The organism is Nocardia sp. NPDC050175 (genome assembly GCF_044459885.1).
In the GTDB taxonomy this organism is placed as follows: Bacteria; Actinomycetota; Actinomycetes; order Mycobacteriales; family Mycobacteriaceae; genus Nocardia.
Window position 1 is genome coordinate 144327 of sequence record NZ_JBITJI010000021.1, and the last position, 16713, is coordinate 161039.

Sequence of the window (16713 nt, forward strand, 5' to 3'; positions counted from 1 at the left end):
AGGAGTGCACATGCACGACACCATTTATCGTGTCGCGACGCGCGGCATGGTGATTGCGGTGGCCGGCACCGCGCTTGCTGGTTGCGGCGACATCGGCAATGTCATCAGCAAGGACACCAACTCGCCGACGGGGGGCGGCAATTCGGCGCTCTCGGAGCGCGCACAGGCGACGGTGCTGCGTGGGCTCGGCGCCGGTTCGTTCGCCGCCGCGTGCGATCGTGTCGACTGGGCCTGCCCAATAGTCGGAGTGGACGCCGAATCGGACTACGTGGTCACCGTCCGCTCCTCGGTCGGCGATCAGCGGTGGGAACCGGCCGGGCGCGGAGCGCGCAGTGTGCTGCAGTACCTGCGGGATTCGCCGGAGACCTCGACGGTGAGCACCGTCAAGTACGTCAACACCAAGGGCACGGTGCTCGACGTGGCCGACCGCATCACCGTCAAGATCGGCGATTGCGCGCTGCCCTGCGGGCGGCCGCGATGACGAGTCTGTCGATACCGCCGCTACGCAGCGCCGCCGACTTCGAGCGGATCATCGAAACGGCCAGCGGCACTGCGGCGCTCATCGAATGCCGCCGCGACCGGATCCGCGAGGTGCTTACCCCGATCGCCACGCTCGACAGCATCGACACCGAGATCGCGGATTCGATCGAGCTGCTGCGCACCGCCGGACTGGAGTATGCCGCCTACCGGGCCTGTGATCCCGACAGTCAGGTGCGGGTGTTCTTGCCCGCGAACAACTTGCTGTACAGCATGGCGCTTTTCGTGGCCTTGCCCTCGTTGTTCTTCGGAAATGTGCTGGCTCGCCCCGCTTCCCGGGTGCAGGACGCCTACCTCGAGCTCGCACAGCTCCTGTCCGACGGTCCGATCGATATCGACGGGCGGATGCGCACCTACTCACAGAGCACCTTCGCCGAGATATCGCAGGGCAGTGTCGTGGTCTTCAGCGGCAAGCCGGAGAACGGGCGAAAGGTGGACGAGGAGTGCGGCAGTGGGCTGTTCCTCGGGTTCGGCACTGGCATCAATCCGATCGTGATCGGCCGGGATCTGTCCCGTCCAGAGCTGTCGAGCGCGGTGGCGGCCACGGTGGCCGCCCGGCTCTACAACAACGGCCAGGACTGCCTGTGCCCCGACGCCATCTTCGTCGATGCCGCCCTGGCCGATGATTTCGTGGCGGAGCTGGTGCAGCAGCTCGGCACCGTCCCGGTCGTTTCGACGGGTGCGGTACCCGGGCTGATCAGCGCGCCGCTGGCGGACACGGCCACCTACGATCGGGCCGTCGCGGTGTTGGACGAGCTGGACAAGACCGTGGTGTGGAGCGGGAAAACCAGTGCCGACCAACGGCATTGCCCGATCGCGGTGTCGGTCCGGCGGCTGGCGGAGGTCCCGGCCGCGGTGCCGGAGCTGTTCGGTCCGTTGTTCAACGTGGTGGTCTACGACCGCCTCGATGACGTGCTCGACTTTCTCGGCACCGAGGAGACCGACCCCTACGGGATGTACCTCAGCGCGTTCGGTGTCGCCGAATTAGTCGGCGTCGACCGGGTGGGCAGCGCGCGAAACACCGGGGCGCGCACGGCCTTCGAGTTCGAGAACGGGCACGAGCCGTTCGGTGGGTTCGGTCCCAACGGCACGGTCTCGGCCGGTCTCGGCCGCGAGCCGGTCGGCCGACCGCTGCTGCTGGCCGCCGAGCTGGCCCGCTACGCAGCCGAACGGGGAGACGTCGATGCAACACGATGAGCCGGTGCTGGCGCAGCTGCGCACCGAAACGGTCGGCCCGCTGGACTTTCTGCGCTGGAACACCCAGATCGGCCGGATCCTGACCGACTACCTGCACAACCTGGACGCACCGGAGCAGGAAAAGTCCGCGGCCAACATAATCTTCCGCTCGCCGGAGGTGATCGACTGGGCTGCGGCGATGTACGCGTCCGCCGAGCGCGAGGAGCGGCCGACCCTGCCCACCGAGGTGCTCAACGCGGACGGCTGCCGGGTATTCGGCACCAGCACCAAGCGCGGCTGGCGCGGTGCGGCACTGGCCGTGTCGTGCGAGCGGCACGTCGCGCTCGACGTGCTCGCGGCGTTGGCCGAGGGCACCGGTGAGCCGCTGTGTGTGCTGCTGGAGGCCGAGCTGACGGCGCCGGACAGCTCGGCGGCAATCACCCTCGGGAGCTTCCGCCATGTCTGACCGTCGTGAGCTTCCGGAGATCAGCGGGATGCCGCTTGCCACCAGTGAGCTGGATTCAATACGCCGACAACTGGATTCGGTTCTTGTCTCCGGTGAACACGCCCTGCTTGCCCCTGGGAACCCACGCTTGTATGCCTACGCGTATCTGACCGCGCGTGAGCTCGGCGTGCCGTTCGTCCTGGGCGCACTGGAACAGCAGGCGAAGGCCTTTGACACGTACCGGACGATCGCGGGGCTGAACGTGGTGTCCTGCCCGACCGACGGTGACGTGCCCGCGGTGCTCGCGACGACCTCCGGCACCAGCGGTATCGGCCGCTACGTCGCTTGGTCGCGGGCCGCGCTCGCTTATCAAGCCCGCGCCACGGCCGAACGGCTCGGCACGAACGAGACGACGCGGTATGCCACGGCCCTCGGCCTGAGCAGTTCGTACGGGTTCAGCGTGTTCAATCTCGCTCTCGAATTCGGCACCGAGTTCCGCACTTGCAGCGCAACGGCTTTCAGTGAGTTGCTGGCGATGCTCACCGCGCGCAGCTGCGACAGCCTGGACACCCTGCCCGGCGTGTGGCGCTACCTGGCGCAGGCGATGCGCACCGACGCCGACATCGCGGCGGCGGTACGGGCGTTGGCCGTGCGCGGCGTCGGCGGCGAGGTGGTCGCGCACGATCTGCTGGATTTCTTCGAGGATGCCGGTGCCCCGCTGCACAACGGATATGGCTTGACCGAGGCTGGGCCGAACGTGGCCATCTCGATCGGAGCGCACTACTCGCCGCGACATGTCGGAATTCCGTTGCTGGGCACCGAGGTCCGGATCGTCGACGACGAGATCCAGGTGCGCAGCCCGAGTGTCGCCGACCGGGTCTGGGATGCCGAACGGCGGCAGCTGATCCCGAATCCCGATCTCACCGGTGACGGCTGGCTGCGCACCAGGGACTTCGGCGCGCTCGGCGCGTCGGGGCAGCTCGCGGTGCACGGCAGGCTCGACGCGATGCTGATCAGCCAGGGCGCGAAACTGCATGCCAGCGTGCTCGAACAGCAGGTGCGCGGCACGGCCCGCAATGCGCCCGAAGTCGCCGTGCTGCAAGTGGATCCGGCGCAGAACGGGCGCAGGCGGGTGGTGCTGGTCGCGATCACCGAGCGCGATGCCGCGCACGACGCGGAGCTGACGCGGTCGATCGTGGCGAACGCCCGAGAGTTTCCCGTGCAGTTCAAGGCGCGCGAGATCCTGCTGATGCAGCATGCGGACGTGCCGCTGACCGCGGCCGGAAAAGTGGATCGTCGCAGGCTCTCGGCCCAGGTGGCGGCTCATCTGAACGGATCGATGGAGATGCCATGCACGCAACTGTCGTAGATTATCTCGGCGCTCATCGCGCGGCCGGATACGAGACCGCATCGGCCTTCGATCCAGGACCGCACATCGTCGAGGCGGAGATCGCGCGCGGTTCCCGTGCTGACGTGCTGGCGCACTGCGTGGATACGCTGCTCGCGCGCAACCCAGAAGTGGCAGACAGTCGACTGGTCATCGTCGATGCGACCCAGACCACCGGCGCCTACTTTCCCTCCAATATCGAGGAGTACCAGCCACCGCCGAGCCAGACCTATCCGCGGCTGGCGTCCTGGCAGCGCGATCGGCTGATCATCTCGCACGCCTGCGCCTCGGCTGGGTTGGCGCTCGCGGTCGCGTCCGCTCTGGTCCAGCGCGGCCGGTGCGATCACGCCCTGGTGCTCGGTGCGACCGCGCCCGGCTTCATCGAGCGGGCCGCGTTCGCCAGTGCGGGCGCGTTGACCGACCTCGAGTACTGCAGGCCGTTCGACGCGAGCGCGGACGGAACGGCCCTCGGCTTCTTTGTCGGGGCGGTCATTATCGGCACGGCCGCCGCCGATCGACCCGACCGCCCGGTGATCAGCGGCATCGGCGTGCAGACGCTCGGACTCGGCGCGCAATCCGATCTCGACAGCCAACTCTGGTGCATGACAAGCGCGGTCCGGCAGGCCGGGGTCGACCCGCAGTTCGTGGCGGCGCACGCGACCGGCACCAAGCACGGTGACCGGGTCGAGCTCGATGCGGTGGCGGCGCTCGGCCGCTCGTTGGACACCGAGCTGTACGTCTCGTCCTGCAAGGGCGAGGTGGGGCATTCGGTGCATTCAGCCGGATTGGCCTCGGCCATCGTCGCCTTCGAAACCTTGCGCGGTGGACGGATTTTCGGAACGCAGCACTGCCTCGATCCGATCGAGGCCCCCGGCGCCATGGTCGTGCCCCACGGCCACACTGTCGACAACACCGGACCGAGCGCGGGGATCGTCAACGCCTTCGGCTTCGGGGGGACTTCGTGCTCGCTTCTGGTTCAGAGAGGAAGGGAATGATTATGCCTGCCAACGAGAAGGAATTCTTCGACCTGGTCGCCGCGGAGATCGAGCGGATCAACGACCTGGACGAACTGCCCACGGTGACGGCGGAGGCGTCGATCGTGGACAATCTCGAGCTCGATTCGCTCGGGATGCTCGAGCTCGTGCTGCGCCTGCAGTCGGCGTACTCGGTGTCGCTGTCGGAAGAGGAAGTGATCGGCGCCAAGACCGCCGGTGACCTGCTCGACCTGGTGAACAGCAAGGATCCGGTGCTGCAATGATGAAATTCGCGGCGCTCGAACCGATTCTGACCCAAGAGGATTCGGCACACGCGGCCCGGCTCATCAGCTCCGATCCGATCTCGGCGGTGTCCACCGCGGGGCCGCAGTGGTTGCGTGATCGTCAGGCGGCGGCCGCGATCGACCGCTCGGCGGTCGCCTTCGTGATTCGCGGCGGGGTGGACGGACTCGGCGTGGTCCGCGCCGAACGTCTGCAGACGCCAGGCGTTTTCGAGATCATGCTGCACAGTGCCGACGACGCGGCGCTGGAACAGGCCGGGGTCGGCGGCGCGCTCGACGAGTTCGTGCGCTATCTGCTGAGCGGCACCGAGGTGCATCGGATCGAGCTGTGGTTCGGCGTGTACAACCGGGTGCTGCTCGACTACGCGATGAACTCGGAGTTCTTCCGGTGCGAGGGCCTGGTGCAGGATCGGTTCTTCGCCGAGGGCCGGTACTGGGACGGATTGGTGTGGTCGATCACCGGACCGTCGCTGCGCCGCGTCCAGGCGGCCGATACCGGTGCCGCCGAGGCGGAACGGAGTTATGCCCGGACCGCGCGCCGGTTGCGTCAGGCGATCCGCGAGCACCTGGCCGAGACGGAGTAGCGGTGACCCTGTTCGGTAGGTGGACGCGGCTCGAGGAGAGTCACGGCGCCGATCCCTCGGACATGTTGACCCATGTCTTCGAGTCCGCGACGCAGCGCTTGTTCGCCGGGTCGGCCGTCGCACCCGTCGACTCGCGCGGGCTCGACGACATGGCGAAGGCCTCGGATCGGTTGCTGGGCTACATCTATCGACGCGACGGCGCGGCCGGGCAGCGGCCGATCGGCATCTATGACTGCCGATTGGCCGAGCCCGCGCGGATGCACGTCGGGGTGGTGCTGGCCGGAGATGCCGAGTGGGGCAACGGCGTCGGGATGGACGCGATGTTGGCGCTGCTGCGGTACCTGTATCACTTCGACGGCAGGCGCGGGTTCGAAATGACTGCGGCCGTGCACAATCCGAATACCATCCGGATCTTCGTGCACAAGGCGGTGCGGCCGGAGGCGCTGCTCGCCGACTGCGTCGCGGACGGGCCGCGGTTGACCGCGCGGGCGGTGGGGACGCTGACCGAGCCGGAGTTCGCCGAGGTCGGCTATCAGGTGCCCGGCGCGAGTGAATTCAGTGATGAGCGCTGGCGTTCCGTCCGGCAGCGGGTGGTCGCGGAGATCGGAGCGCGGTTATGAGCACGGTCGAGGTCGCGTCCACGCTGCTCGAACAGGTCGGTAAGCCGCCGCGGCGGTCCAGGTCGATCGAGCTGACTCAGGAACGCGTGACTGCCTTCGGCGAACTTACCGAAGACATGCAATGGATCCACACCGATCCGGAGCGGGCCGCGGCGCTCGGCGGCACGCTCGCACACGGCATGCTGATCGCCGCGCTGATACCGGGGTTGCTGGACGAGGTGATCGAGGCCCCCGAGTGTGATCGGGTGATCAACCTCGGGTTCGACCGGCTCAGCTTCGCGTCGCCGGCACCCGTCGGCAGCGCGATCTGCTTGGACGCCAAGATGATCGACGCGCAGCCGGGTAAGGGACACGTGGACGTGCGCTGTGACGTGACGGTGTGGCTCGACGCCGCGCGGCCGCGGGTGTGCGCGGCCGGTGTGCTGCGGTTGCGATTCGTAGTGTGAAAGGACTTGTGGTGAAAGGGATCTGGGGCGACATCGTCGGGCTGCTGGAGCGGACCGGGCCGCGGCTGTATGCCGGGGTACCCGGTGACGATCCGGACATCATCGATGCCGCGCGGGCGGCGGGTGCGCAATTCGCCGCCTTGCAGGATCAGCGTTCGGCATCGTTCGCGGCCGTTGGCTGGTCGCGGCTGAACGGCCGGGCCGCCGTGCTCGCGACCGCCACCGGGCCCAATCTGCTAAACGCGCTGATCGGTATCTCCGAGGCGTACACCTCGCGGACCCCGCTGCTGGTGGTGAGCACGATCAACCGGGACACGGAGGTCGGCCGTGGCGGTTTTCAGGAGTTTCCGGCGGCGGCATTGAGTGAGGGCCTGTTCGTCTGGACGCACCGGGTGGCGAGCGCCGCCGACCTGGCCTGGGCCGTTTCTCGTGCCCGCTATCTGGCCGAAAACGGACAGCGTGGGCCGGTTCATCTGATGATTTCGCCCGAGCTGGCCGATGCACGGGTGCCTGACGGCCTGGCCGAGACCCTCGTGCGGGCGCCGATGCCACTGGGACAGACCGCAGAGACGCTGGCTCCGGTATTCGAGGCCCTGCGGGCGGCCCAACGACCGGTGCTGTTGTTCGGCGGCGGCACTCGTCAGGCGGACGTGGCCGACTACGGTCTGCCGCTCGCTGCGGCGTTGAACGCGCTGTGCCTGGTCACCGCGTCTGGCCGTGGCGTGTTCCCCGAGGACGACCCGCATTTCGGCGGCCTGGCCGGGCTGTATCTGCCCGAGGAGTCGCGCGCGGCCCTCGCCGAAGCCGATGCGGTCGTGGTGCTCGGCAGTCAGCTCGAGGAAACCGCGTTGATGGGCTGGGACGCGCCGGAGCGGGCGCTGCTGGCGCATGTCGACACCGACCCGGCCGTGCTCGATCGCGCGGTGCCCGCGCGTTATCCGGTGGTGTGCGATTCGGGCGTATTCCTGCGGCTGGCAGCCGATTTCGCGGGTCCGCCGAGTGCGTCGGCACCGTGGTGGCGGCCGTGGCAGCCGATGCGAGACGACGGCGCGGGCCTCGGGACCGTGCTGTTCTGGACCACGCTGCGGGCGGCGCTGCGGGACCAGCGCGTGGATGTGCTCGCGCAGGAGAACGGCCTGGCCGATCTGTGGGGCTACTACGCGCCGTGCTTCACCCTCCCGCCCGGCGTGCGGCCCCTGGTGCCGAGCGAGCAGACGCCGCTCGGCTTCGGCCTCGGCGCCGCGCTCGGTGCCGCGTCCGACGGACGCCGGGTGGTTGCGGTGGGCGGCGACGGTGCGTTTCTGACCAACCTGCCGAGCATTCTCGCGGCCGCCCGGATGGCGGCCGATATCTGCTACATCTGCCTGGACAACGGCGGATTCGGCTGGCCGTCGCTGTCCAGGACCGATACGGCGATCGTCGATTTCGATGCGGGCGCGTCGATCATCGCGCTGGCCGACGCGGCCGGATACACCACGGCGGTGGTGTCGGAACCGCACCTGCTGGCCAAGACCCTCGGCGATGCGCTGGCGGGTAGCGGAGCGCGGCTGGTCGTGGTCCGGCTGAGCGACCGTCCAGCCTTTCCGCCGGTGAGATCGGCTGATCTGGTACCCGAAGTAGTCATAAAGGAGGACGACGGCGGCGGCCCCGCGACGGGACCATGATCACTGTGGAACGCGGGCTGCGCGTCCTCGGGGGTGGCTTCTGAGCGAAAGGAATTGGTGCTGTGAAGGTCTCGGCAGATCCGTCGGCTCCGGTGTTGCGGTTGCGTGGTGTCACCAAGAGCTTCGGTAAGAAGGATGCGTCGGTGGTCGCGCTGGACAATGTCGATCTTGCCATCGGCGCCGGTTCGTTCACCGTGGTCATGGGCCCCTCCGGCTCGGGGAAGACGACGCTGGTCTCCTGCCTGAGCGGACTGTTGCGGCCGACCAGCGGGGAGGCCTTCTACGCCGACCGCAATGTGTACGAACAATCCGATCGGGACCTGTCCCGGATGCGGCTCGAGCACTTCGGCTTCGTGTTCCAGGAGTACGGGCTGCTCGACTCGCTGTCGGCGCGCGGCAACATCCTGTTGCCCGCCCGCGCCGCAGGGAAGAAGGTCGACGAGCAGAAGCTCGGCGCGCTGTGCGCGGACCTGGGGATCGCGCAGTACCTGCGGATGTTGCCCGATGAGCTGTCCGGCGGCACGCAGCAGCGGGTGGCGTGTGCGCGGGCGCTGGTCGCCGAGCCGGACGTGATCTTCGCGGACGAGCCGACCGGCGCGCTCGACTCGCACAACGCGGCCCGCATCCGGGAGCTGCTGCGCCGGATCGTGGACGAGCGCGGGATCTCGATCGTCACGGTGAGCCACGACCCGCAGTTCGTCGAATATGCCGACCGGGTGCTGCTCATCCGCGACGGCCGCATCGAGCACGACCTGGTCGGCGCCACGGTGAAAGAGGTCGTGGCGTACTCGCAGGACCGGGTGGCGGTGTAGTCATGCCACGGGCGCAGATGATGTTCGGCCTCGCCGTCGGTCAGCTTCGGCGGTTCCGGCGCCAGACATTCCTGGTGCTGGTTATCTCTATCGCGCTGCTGGTTTCGCTGCTGATTCCGGCGGGGCTGTATATGTCCTACCGGGACAAGATTTCTGAGGCCATCGCGGCGACCGTGCTGCCGGGGGAGTTGATCGTCACGGCGAGCACGGCGCTGCCTGCCGCCGCGGTGGCCGATGCGGTGAGTGCGGCACCGGGAGTGTGCGCGTTGTCGCAGTTCTCGGGTCAAGTGGTGGTGTATGCGGGAGGTGTTGCCTCGCAGTCGATTCCGGGGTACTTCGAGCGAGCCGACGGAGCCTGCGCCGATCCGGGTGCCGCGCCGGTGTTCGGTGCCGCTGACATCGTGGCCCAGCCCGCGACCGGTCGGGGCAGCGCGGAGGTGATGGGGATCGGCGGTGCGCGGAGCGCTGTCGAGACGAACAGTCCTGTTCTTGCGGAGGCCACGTCGGTGCGCTTCGCCGACGAGCCGATGGCACGCGAGATCCTTGGCGCCACAGATGGATACACGATGGTGGCGCTCAGCGGATCCGGTGCGCGAGGGGCCGCCGACCGGCTCGCCGCTGCGGGCGCGACGGTAAGCACCCGTGCCGACTACCTCGGCGAGCTGACCTCCCAGCAGATCGCTGCGATCAGCTTTATCGGGGTCATCGCCATTATTTTTGCCGTGGTGCTGATCTGCGGATTGACTGCGGCGCTGGTGTTCTCGCTGGTGCTGCTGGCCATGAGCCTGCGGCCGCAGTTCGACATCCTGCGGCGGATCGGGGTGCCGAATCGGGAAATCCGGGGCGTCAAGGCCATTCAGGCCGGGGCGATGGTGCTCGCCGCTGCGGTCGTCGGGACGGTCATCACCCTGGTGGTCGATGCGCTGTTGCCCGCGAACCGGCTGCTGCTCGGCACTTTTGCCGTCGACGGTGTCGCGGTCGACGGGTGGACGTGGGCCGGTGCCGTGCTCGCTCTCGCGGCCGCGATCGGCGGCGCCTGGTTCCTCGGGGACGCGATCTCGGGGCCGAAGCGCGCGGAAACCACCGGTGCGGCAGCGCGATTCGCGCTTGTCCGCCGAGCGGTGCTGCCCGTCGTCGCTGTGGCCGCGATCGGGCTCGGCATCTGGTGCACGGTCGCCGAGCGCTTCGGCTTCACCGGACTGGTCATCGGCTACTGCCTGGTGCTGCTCGGGCTGTTCGTCCTTGCCGCTCCCGCGCTGCGGGTGTTCACTCCGTTCACCGAGGTGGGCGGGACGCGCGGGGTGCTGCTGCCGTGGTTCGGGCTCGGCAGCGTCGGCCGGGTGCGCACCCAGGCCGCGGTTGCCGTGTCCTGCATCGGTTTCACCGCCACCCTGGTCGCGATCATCTCGGTGTTCGCGACTTCCACCGACACCTCCATCAACCGCCAGATCGATGCGAACGTCGGCGCGCAGATGGTGGTGGAGCCCAAGACCGGCTTCGCGATCTCGGCCGACGACGTCGCCACCCTGCGCGGCGCGCCGGGGGCGACTGGCGTGGTGGCGGTCGCCCCGCAGAACGGCGCCGACGTGTCGGGCCGTACGAGTAACGGTGTGGCGGTGGACGGTCCGCTCGGCAGCGGTGCGCTGCAGCTCACGATGGTCGGCGGTACCGCGACCGTGGACCGGGAGCATGCCATGGTTTCCGCCTCGGAAGCGGCGAAGATCGGTGTCGTGGTGGGTGATTCGATTCGACTGACGGCGGGATCGGTGCAGGTTGCCGGGATCTATGTCGACGCGCCGACATTGGGCGATTTCGTGGTGTCGTCCGACTACGCCGCCGGTGCCGGATTCCAGTACGTGCTGATCCGTGCTGAGCAACAGACGGCCGTCGCCGAGGTCAGCACGGTCGCGGCGGGGCTGCCGAATCTCGTGGTGCGCTCCATCGATGACTATCGGGTCAAGCAGAAGGCCGAGTCGCGGACCATCATCGCGGCGCTGACCCAGCTGTCCGGGGTGGTCGGGGCGGGGCTGTTGCTTGCCCTCGGCGTGGTGCTCGGTGTGCTGACCGGCGGCCGTGCCAAGGAGTGGGCGACGTTGCGGCAGATCGGGTTCAGCCGAGGGCTGGTGCTGCGCAGCGTCGGGGTCGAGGCGACGGTGGTCGCCATCGTCGGCGTCGTGGCCGGGCTCGCGGTCGGCTCGGCGTTCGGTTACGCGGTCTGCAAGTACTTGAGCTGGGCTGGGCTCACCGATGTTGTGCTCGATCCGGTCACCTCGGCTGTCGCCGGTGCCGGGTTGATCGCGGTCGGGTTGGTTGTCTATCTGCTCGCTTGCTCGAGCACACTTCGACAGGTGCGGTGATATCGATGATGGTGACGGTCATTCTGACCTGTGAGGTCGCGTTCTGGATTCTTGCCGCGGGCGGGCTGCTGTTGCGGTATGTGGCGCGCTGGCGACAGGCGAGTTCGGTTGTGCTGGCGATGGTTCCGTTGATCGACGGGTGTCTGGTCACCGCCGTGGCCATCGATGTGTACCAAGGTGCGGAGGTCAACGGCATACACCGGCTCGCGGGGATCTATCTCGGCTGGACCGTTGTCTTCGGTAAATCGACCATCGCCTGGCTCGACGGCTGGTTTGCGTACCGGTTCGCCGGCGCGCCGCGTCCGGTGAAACGCCCCAAGCAGGGGCCGGAAGCCGTGAAGAACGAGACGAAATCGTTCGTCAAATGGCTGGTCGCGGCGGCGATCGCGCTGGTCGTGTGCTTCGGTCTCTCGGTGACGGTGGCCGACGCGCAGCAGGCCGCCGCGCTGCGTGAGGTGGTGCAGCCGTTGGGACTCATCACTGTCATCTGGTTCCTGACCGGCCCGGCGTGGGTTAAGGGCGCGACGGAGGCGCGGCGGTGACGGGCCAGCGACCGCTGGCGATCGTCACCGGCGGTGCCCGCGGCATCGGTGCCGCCTGTGCCGTCCGGCTCGCCGCCGACGGATACGACATCGCGTTCTGTCATCTGCGGCCGAGTGCCGCCGCCGATGCGGTCGCCGCCGACTGCGAGGCGCGCGGGGCGCAGGTGTATCGAGCGGTCTGCGACGTGGGCGACGCTGGGGCCGTCGCGGATTTCGTCGAGACCGCGCAGGAACGGCTCGGCGATGCCGAGGTGCTGGTGGCTGCGGCGGGAATCACCAGGGACGGACTGCTTTTCGGGTCCTCGGAGCCGGACTGGGACGACGTGCTCCGCACGAATCTGTCGGGCACGCGTCATGTGTGCAAGGCCGTCGTGCCCGCCATGATGCGGCGCCGGTCGGGCGCGATCGTCACGCTGTCGTCGGTGTCGGGCCTGACGGCGGCGCTCGGGCAGACCAACTATGCCGCGACGAAGGCGGGCCTGATCGGTTTCGGCAAGGCGCTCGCGGCCGAGGTCGCGCGGTTCGGTATTCGGGTGAATACCGTCGCGCCTGGCTTCATTGCCACCGATATGACCGAGGCGCTCGATGCCGCTGCGGCCACTGCGGCTCGAAAGTCCATCCCGCTGCGGCGTTTCGGGCAGCCGCGTGAGGTGGCGAACTTGGTCGCGTTCCTCGCTTCGGCCGAGGCCAGCTATATCACCGGGCATACGTTCTGCGTAGACGGTGGACTCACTGCCTGATCCCGATTTCCGGGACCGCTAATTCACCTTTCTGGCTCGCCGCTGCCCTTTTTCGGCCGTCCAATAGTCGGGGTTTGTGAACGTTGACGGTGTTGCCGGGGGTTGCCTAGAGTCGGATGCGAAGGTTTCGAACGGTGAAACTCATTCGCCTGCATGGCAATACGGCATATCGCCGAGCTGTCGATATGCTTTGTGGAAGGGAATTCGGGTGGCTGGTCTGCGGTCTAGATCCATTGGATACGGCGGTCGATTGCGCGCGAATGTCGCGGCGGTCGGGGATGACGGTCCCCGCATCACGTTGATACCGTCGGTCGGCGAATATCCGATCTATGACGAGCTGTTGTATTCGATGATGACCGCGGACGAGGTGCGGGTCGCAGCGTTCGATCGCGCCGTCCGCCGCTGCGCGCCCGGGCGGACGGTAGTCGACATCGGGACCGGCGCCGAGGCTAACTGGGCGATCGCGGCCGCGGAGTCGGGCGCGACCAGGGTGTGGGCGATCGAAGCGCTGCCGGAGTCGGCGGAGAAGGCGCGGGCGTTGATCGCGGAGCGGGGCTTCGCGGATGTCATCACGGTGGTCACCGGCGACTCGCGGGAGATCGAACTGCCGGAAAAGGCGGACGTGTGTGTCTCCGAGACCATCGGTGCCATAGCCAGTTCCGAAGGCGTGTGCGAAATATTCGCCGACGCGAAAAGGCGTTTGGTGCGTGAGTCCGGCATTTTCATACCGCACCGGGTGGAAACCGTCGCCGTGCCTTTCGATTACGCGGCTGTGCTCGGCGACACGGGTCCGGCATTCCAGGCGGAATACGCGACCTATGTCGACCGGGTATTTCAGGCCGTGGGGCGGCCTTTCGATCTCCGCCTCTGCTGGACCGAAATACCGCACGAGGCAAGGCTGGCGGAGCCCACCACAGTTGAGGTGCTGGAATTCGGTGTCGCGGAATACGAATACGCGGTGCACGAATCGCGGGTCCGGATAACGCGGCCCGGTCGGCTCGGTGGTATCGCGCTCGGGATCCGGCTCTGGGTCTCGCCGGAGGACCGCGATCCCATCGATTCGCTGGAGCAGCAAACGTCGTGGCTTCCGGTGTTCGTGCCTGCCTCGGTGGAGCAGCAGCGCGCCGTCGCGGTCGGTGACGAGGTGGCGTTGACCTTCACGGTCGGGTTGAGCTCGGACCGTATCCATCCGGACTATTGGCTGACCGCGCGCTCTGCCGATCAGTCCGAGGCCGAAATAGATTGGGATGGAACCTATTTGGGTGGGCCGGAGTTCCGGTCCAGCCCGTTCTATCGCGAGCTGTTCGCGCCGTATCCGGCTTCGTTTCGAGGAGAGTGAACGTTATGTGGAAGATGCGGATCGCATTGCCGGTGGTTGTGGTTGCCATGGCTGCCGGGCTGCTCAGTTCGGCACCCGAGGGGAGGGCTGAGTCGCGCGGCGAAATAGGTTATGCCGCCGACGTTGTCGACGGGGCGGTGGTGCTTCGGACCGACGGCGGATCGCTGAGCGCCGATGCCACGAGCTTCCGGATCAATGACGACGACGGCCGGGCGATGATCGAGCTCCCGCTGTCCTACGTTCGAGACGGCCTGCGCTGGCCGATCGCCGCGTCCGTCGACGGCAATACCGCCACGTTGCGGCCGAGCGTCGACCCGAATACCGCAGTGCCCGAACCCGAGCCGATCGCCCAGCCCAGCGATATCGGGCTCGACCCGCGTTCGGCTGATTTCAACAACGCGCTCATGCAGTTCTCCACGCAGTTGAACGTCGGCGTGCTGCTCGGCACGCTGCTCGGCACCGCCGTCGGCGCCGGGATCGGTTGTCTGGTAGGCGGTGTCGTCGGTGCGGCGGCCGGGCTGGTCGCCACCATCGGCGTGCTGGCCATTCCCGGATTCCTCGGTGGTTGCCTGGCAACGGGATTGGTGGGATCGACGATCGGTGCGGCGGTCGGCACCATCGTGATCGGGCTGCCCATGGCGGTATTCGGTGGCCTGCTGTTCCTCGATGCGCTCAACCGGCCGCCGACGAAGTGAAGCACACACTGCTGCAACGGCATTAGGAATTAGGATGATGTCGAGTGAGTTCGCGGTGGTCGCTGAAGGACTGCGCAAACAGTACGGCGCCAAGAAGGCACTGGACGGTTTCGATCTCGCCGTGCCGCAGGGCACCGTCTGCGGGCTGCTCGGACCCAACGGTGCGGGCAAGTCGACGTCGGTGCGGATCCTCGCGACGCTGCTGCGCTTCGACGGCGGGCAGGCCAGGGTGGCCGGCTACGACGTGGCTCGCCAGGCTGCCTTGGTGCGCAGCAGAATTGGGCTGGTCGGCCAGCATCCGGCACTCGACGAGGTGCTCAGCGGCCGCCAGAACCTGATCATGTTCGGCCGGTTGTTCCATCTGTCCCGGCGGGCGGCCGTGCGACGCGCGGTCGAACTGCTCGAGCAGTTCGAGCTGGCCGACACGGGCGACAAACCGGTCAAGGCCTACTCCGGCGGCATGCGACGCCGCCTCGATCTCGCGGCGAGCATGATCCTGGCACCGGCGGTGCTGTTCCTGGACGAGCCGACCGTCGGCCTCGATCCGCGCGGCCGCAACGAGGTCTGGCAGGCGGTCCGCAATCTCGTCGCGATGGGCACCACCATGCTGCTCACCACCCAGTACCTGGATGAGGCCGATCAGCTGGCGAACCGGATCAATGTCATCGACGCGGGCAAGGTGATCGCGGAGGGCACGCCGAGCGAGCTCAAATCCCGAATCGGTGGCGACCGTATCGAATTCGTAGTGCACGGCCGGATCGCGGACGCGGCCGCGGCGGTGGCCCGGCTCGGCACCGCGGATCCGGTGCTCGATCTCGACACCAGGCAGGTGAGTCTGCCGGTCGCCGACAAGGCGAGCGCGTTGTCCGCGGCGGTCCGGGCCCTGGACGACGCGGGCATCCAGTTCGACGACCTCATCCTGCGGCGTCCGACGTTGGACGAAGTCTTTCTCCACCTCACGGGAAGCCAAGCTGAACAGGTGGTCACCGCATGAGCGAGCGAACAATAGACACAGCCGAGCACTCGCTCGTGCCGGAGCCGAGCGTTAGCGAGGGGCGGGCATGAACGAGTGCAGCGTGATACAGCGTGCCGTTCACATGTCGGAGCCTGGCGTCAGTGCGGTAGCGGCATGAGTACGACTGCACCAGTTGATATTCCATCCATCGGTGGCGTCCGCTGGATGCTGCTCGACAGCTGGACACTCACCCTGCGAGGGTTGGCGCACTGGCGGCGCAATCCCGGACCGGTGGTCTTCGCCCTGGCGTTCAACATCGTCGTCGTGCTGATGTTCGTCTACCTGTTCGGCGGCTCGATGCGAGTCCCGGGCGGCGGCGACTACCGCGACTACCTGGTCCCCGGAATGTTCACCATGACAATGCTATTCGGCATCGGCGCCACCGCACTGGCAGTGACCACCGACGTCGACCGCGGCGTAACCGACCGCTTCCGCTCCATGCCCATCTCAGCGGCCGCGGTACTGATCGGCCGGGCAGCGGGGGACATGCTGCTATCGGTGCTGACGCTGACAGTGATGATGCTGACCGGCCTGGTCCTCGGCTGGCGCCACCACGGTTCACTCGGCGACCTCTGCACCGCAATCGCCCTAATCCTGTTACTACGGTTCGCCCTGATCTGGATCGGCGTCTACCTAGGCCTGGCCTTCACCAGCAGCGCAGCCATCATCGGCGTACAAACCGCGGAATTCCCCATCGGCTCCCTATCCGGCGTCTTCGTAGCAACCACCGCCATGCCCACCTGGCTACGCACCCTCGCCGACTGGAACCCATTGTCCGCCACCGTCAACGCCACCCGCGCCCTGTTCGGCAACCCAGGCGTCGTCACCGACTCCTGGGTCACCGCCCACGCCACCCTGATGGCCGTACTCTGGCCAGCAGCCCTGCTCCTGATATTCATCCCGCTGTCCATCAACGCCTTCCGCAACCTGAGCCGCTGATCCGGATCCGCCGACGTGAGTAAGGCGTCGTGAGCCGCCGTGGCGGGACTATCTCGCTAACGGTGTTTCCGGCGGTTTCTCTCAGTAGGTTTGGGCGTTGGGCCAGCGGTCAGCGAAGGTGATCGCGAAGGCGTTGACC

General features: G+C 67.6%; 18 protein-coding genes. All 18 read left to right on the forward strand.

Annotation, left to right across the window (positions count from 1 at the left end; translation table 11 throughout):
* Positions 1-10: 10 nt before the first annotated feature.
* On the forward strand, positions 11-481 hold the full coding sequence (locus ACIBK2_RS43660; protein ID WP_396976795.1) for a hypothetical protein: 471 nt from the start codon (positions 11-13) through the stop codon (positions 479-481).
* Complete coding sequence (locus ACIBK2_RS43665) at positions 478-1734, forward strand: aldehyde dehydrogenase family protein (RefSeq protein ID WP_396976797.1); 1257 nt, start codon at positions 478-480, stop codon at positions 1732-1734. The genes ACIBK2_RS43660 and ACIBK2_RS43665 overlap by 4 nt, the downstream gene beginning before the upstream one ends.
* On the forward strand, positions 1721-2179 hold the full coding sequence (locus ACIBK2_RS43670) for a hypothetical protein (RefSeq protein WP_396976799.1): 459 nt from the start codon (positions 1721-1723) through the stop codon (positions 2177-2179). Before ACIBK2_RS43665 ends, ACIBK2_RS43670 begins: the two co-directional genes overlap by 14 nt.
* On the forward strand, positions 2172-3527 hold the full coding sequence (locus tag ACIBK2_RS43675) for an AMP-binding protein (RefSeq protein WP_396976801.1): 1356 nt from the start codon (positions 2172-2174) through the stop codon (positions 3525-3527). The genes ACIBK2_RS43670 and ACIBK2_RS43675 overlap by 8 nt, the downstream gene beginning before the upstream one ends.
* Complete coding sequence (locus tag ACIBK2_RS43680; RefSeq protein ID WP_396976803.1) at positions 3509-4540, forward strand: beta-ketoacyl synthase N-terminal-like domain-containing protein; 1032 nt, start codon at positions 3509-3511, stop codon at positions 4538-4540. Before ACIBK2_RS43675 ends, ACIBK2_RS43680 begins: the two co-directional genes overlap by 19 nt.
* Positions 4541-4542: 2 nt before the next feature.
* Complete coding sequence (locus ACIBK2_RS43685; protein WP_379282803.1) at positions 4543-4803, forward strand: acyl carrier protein; 261 nt, start codon at positions 4543-4545, stop codon at positions 4801-4803.
* Positions 4800-5405: a hypothetical protein gene (locus tag ACIBK2_RS43690; RefSeq protein ID WP_379282804.1), complete on the forward strand. Its 606-nt coding sequence runs from the start codon at positions 4800-4802 to the stop codon at positions 5403-5405. Before ACIBK2_RS43685 ends, ACIBK2_RS43690 begins: the two co-directional genes overlap by 4 nt.
* Before the next feature lie 2 nt (positions 5406-5407).
* Complete coding sequence (locus ACIBK2_RS43695; protein WP_396976806.1) at positions 5408-6025, forward strand: hypothetical protein; 618 nt, start codon at positions 5408-5410, stop codon at positions 6023-6025.
* Positions 6022-6471 carry a MaoC/PaaZ C-terminal domain-containing protein gene (locus tag ACIBK2_RS43700; protein ID WP_396976808.1) on the forward strand — a complete coding sequence of 150 codons (450 nt, stop codon included), beginning with the start codon at positions 6022-6024 and terminating at the stop codon, positions 6469-6471. Before ACIBK2_RS43695 ends, ACIBK2_RS43700 begins: the two co-directional genes overlap by 4 nt.
* A gap of 11 nt (positions 6472-6482) precedes the next feature.
* Entirely contained in the window at positions 6483-8135 is a 1653-nt protein-coding gene (locus tag ACIBK2_RS43705; protein WP_396976810.1) for a thiamine pyrophosphate-binding protein, read from the forward strand.
* Between the two features lie 62 nt (positions 8136-8197).
* A complete protein-coding gene (locus ACIBK2_RS43710) occupies positions 8198-8947 on the forward strand; it encodes an ABC transporter ATP-binding protein (protein ID WP_396976812.1) in 750 nt (249 codons plus the stop codon).
* Between the two features lie 2 nt (positions 8948-8949).
* Entirely contained in the window at positions 8950-11304 is a 2355-nt protein-coding gene (locus ACIBK2_RS43715; protein WP_396976814.1) for an FtsX-like permease family protein, read from the forward strand.
* Positions 11305-11309: 5 nt separating this feature from the next.
* Positions 11310-11846, forward strand: a complete 537-nt coding sequence (locus ACIBK2_RS43720) for a hypothetical protein (protein WP_396976816.1) — start codon at positions 11310-11312, stop codon at positions 11844-11846.
* On the forward strand, positions 11843-12586 hold the full coding sequence (fabG, locus tag ACIBK2_RS43725) for a 3-oxoacyl-ACP reductase FabG (protein ID WP_396976818.1): 744 nt from the start codon (positions 11843-11845) through the stop codon (positions 12584-12586). The genes ACIBK2_RS43720 and fabG overlap by 4 nt, the downstream gene beginning before the upstream one ends.
* A 250-nt stretch (positions 12587-12836) precedes the next feature.
* Positions 12837-13925, forward strand: coding sequence for a hypothetical protein (locus ACIBK2_RS43730; RefSeq protein ID WP_396976820.1), 1089 nt, complete (start codon positions 12837-12839; stop codon positions 13923-13925).
* 5 nt (positions 13926-13930) lie between these two features.
* The gene (locus ACIBK2_RS43735; RefSeq protein ID WP_396976822.1) at positions 13931-14620 is read left to right on the forward strand and encodes a hypothetical protein; all 690 of its coding nucleotides are present in this window, start codon (positions 13931-13933) and stop codon (positions 14618-14620) included.
* A 34-nt stretch (positions 14621-14654) separates the two neighbouring features.
* Positions 14655-15614: an ATP-binding cassette domain-containing protein gene (locus ACIBK2_RS43740; protein ID WP_396976824.1), complete on the forward strand. Its 960-nt coding sequence runs from the start codon at positions 14655-14657 to the stop codon at positions 15612-15614.
* 135 nt (positions 15615-15749) lie between these two features.
* Entirely contained in the window at positions 15750-16574 is an 825-nt protein-coding gene (locus ACIBK2_RS43745; protein WP_396976826.1) for an ABC transporter permease, read from the forward strand.
* Positions 16575-16713: the final 139 nt, after the last annotated feature.

Excerpts from the sequence above, each read along its gene's own strand:
- ACIBK2_RS43660 (WP_396976795.1), top strand. The coding sequence starts at position 11 with ATGCACGACACCATTTATCGTGTCGCGACGCGCGGCATGGTGATTGCG.
- ACIBK2_RS43665 (WP_396976797.1), top strand. The coding sequence starts at position 478 with ATGACGAGTCTGTCGATACCGCCGCTACGCAGCGCCGCCGACTTCGAG.
- ACIBK2_RS43670 (WP_396976799.1), top strand. The coding sequence starts at position 1,721 with ATGCAACACGATGAGCCGGTGCTGGCGCAGCTGCGCACCGAAACGGTC.
- ACIBK2_RS43675 (WP_396976801.1), top strand. The coding sequence starts at position 2,172 with ATGTCTGACCGTCGTGAGCTTCCGGAGATCAGCGGGATGCCGCTTGCC.
- ACIBK2_RS43680 (WP_396976803.1), top strand. The coding sequence starts at position 3,509 with ATGCACGCAACTGTCGTAGATTATCTCGGCGCTCATCGCGCGGCCGGA.
- ACIBK2_RS43685 (WP_379282803.1), top strand. The coding sequence starts at position 4,543 with ATGCCTGCCAACGAGAAGGAATTCTTCGACCTGGTCGCCGCGGAGATC.
- ACIBK2_RS43690 (WP_379282804.1), top strand. The coding sequence starts at position 4,800 with ATGATGAAATTCGCGGCGCTCGAACCGATTCTGACCCAAGAGGATTCG.
- ACIBK2_RS43700 (WP_396976808.1), top strand. The coding sequence starts at position 6,022 with ATGAGCACGGTCGAGGTCGCGTCCACGCTGCTCGAACAGGTCGGTAAG.
- ACIBK2_RS43715 (WP_396976814.1), top strand. The coding sequence starts at position 8,950 with ATGCCACGGGCGCAGATGATGTTCGGCCTCGCCGTCGGTCAGCTTCGG.
- ACIBK2_RS43720 (WP_396976816.1), top strand. The coding sequence starts at position 11,310 with ATGATGGTGACGGTCATTCTGACCTGTGAGGTCGCGTTCTGGATTCTT.
- ACIBK2_RS43735 (WP_396976822.1), top strand. The coding sequence starts at position 13,931 with ATGTGGAAGATGCGGATCGCATTGCCGGTGGTTGTGGTTGCCATGGCT.
- ACIBK2_RS43740 (WP_396976824.1), top strand. The coding sequence starts at position 14,655 with ATGATGTCGAGTGAGTTCGCGGTGGTCGCTGAAGGACTGCGCAAACAG.
- ACIBK2_RS43745 (WP_396976826.1), top strand. The coding sequence starts at position 15,750 with ATGAGTACGACTGCACCAGTTGATATTCCATCCATCGGTGGCGTCCGC.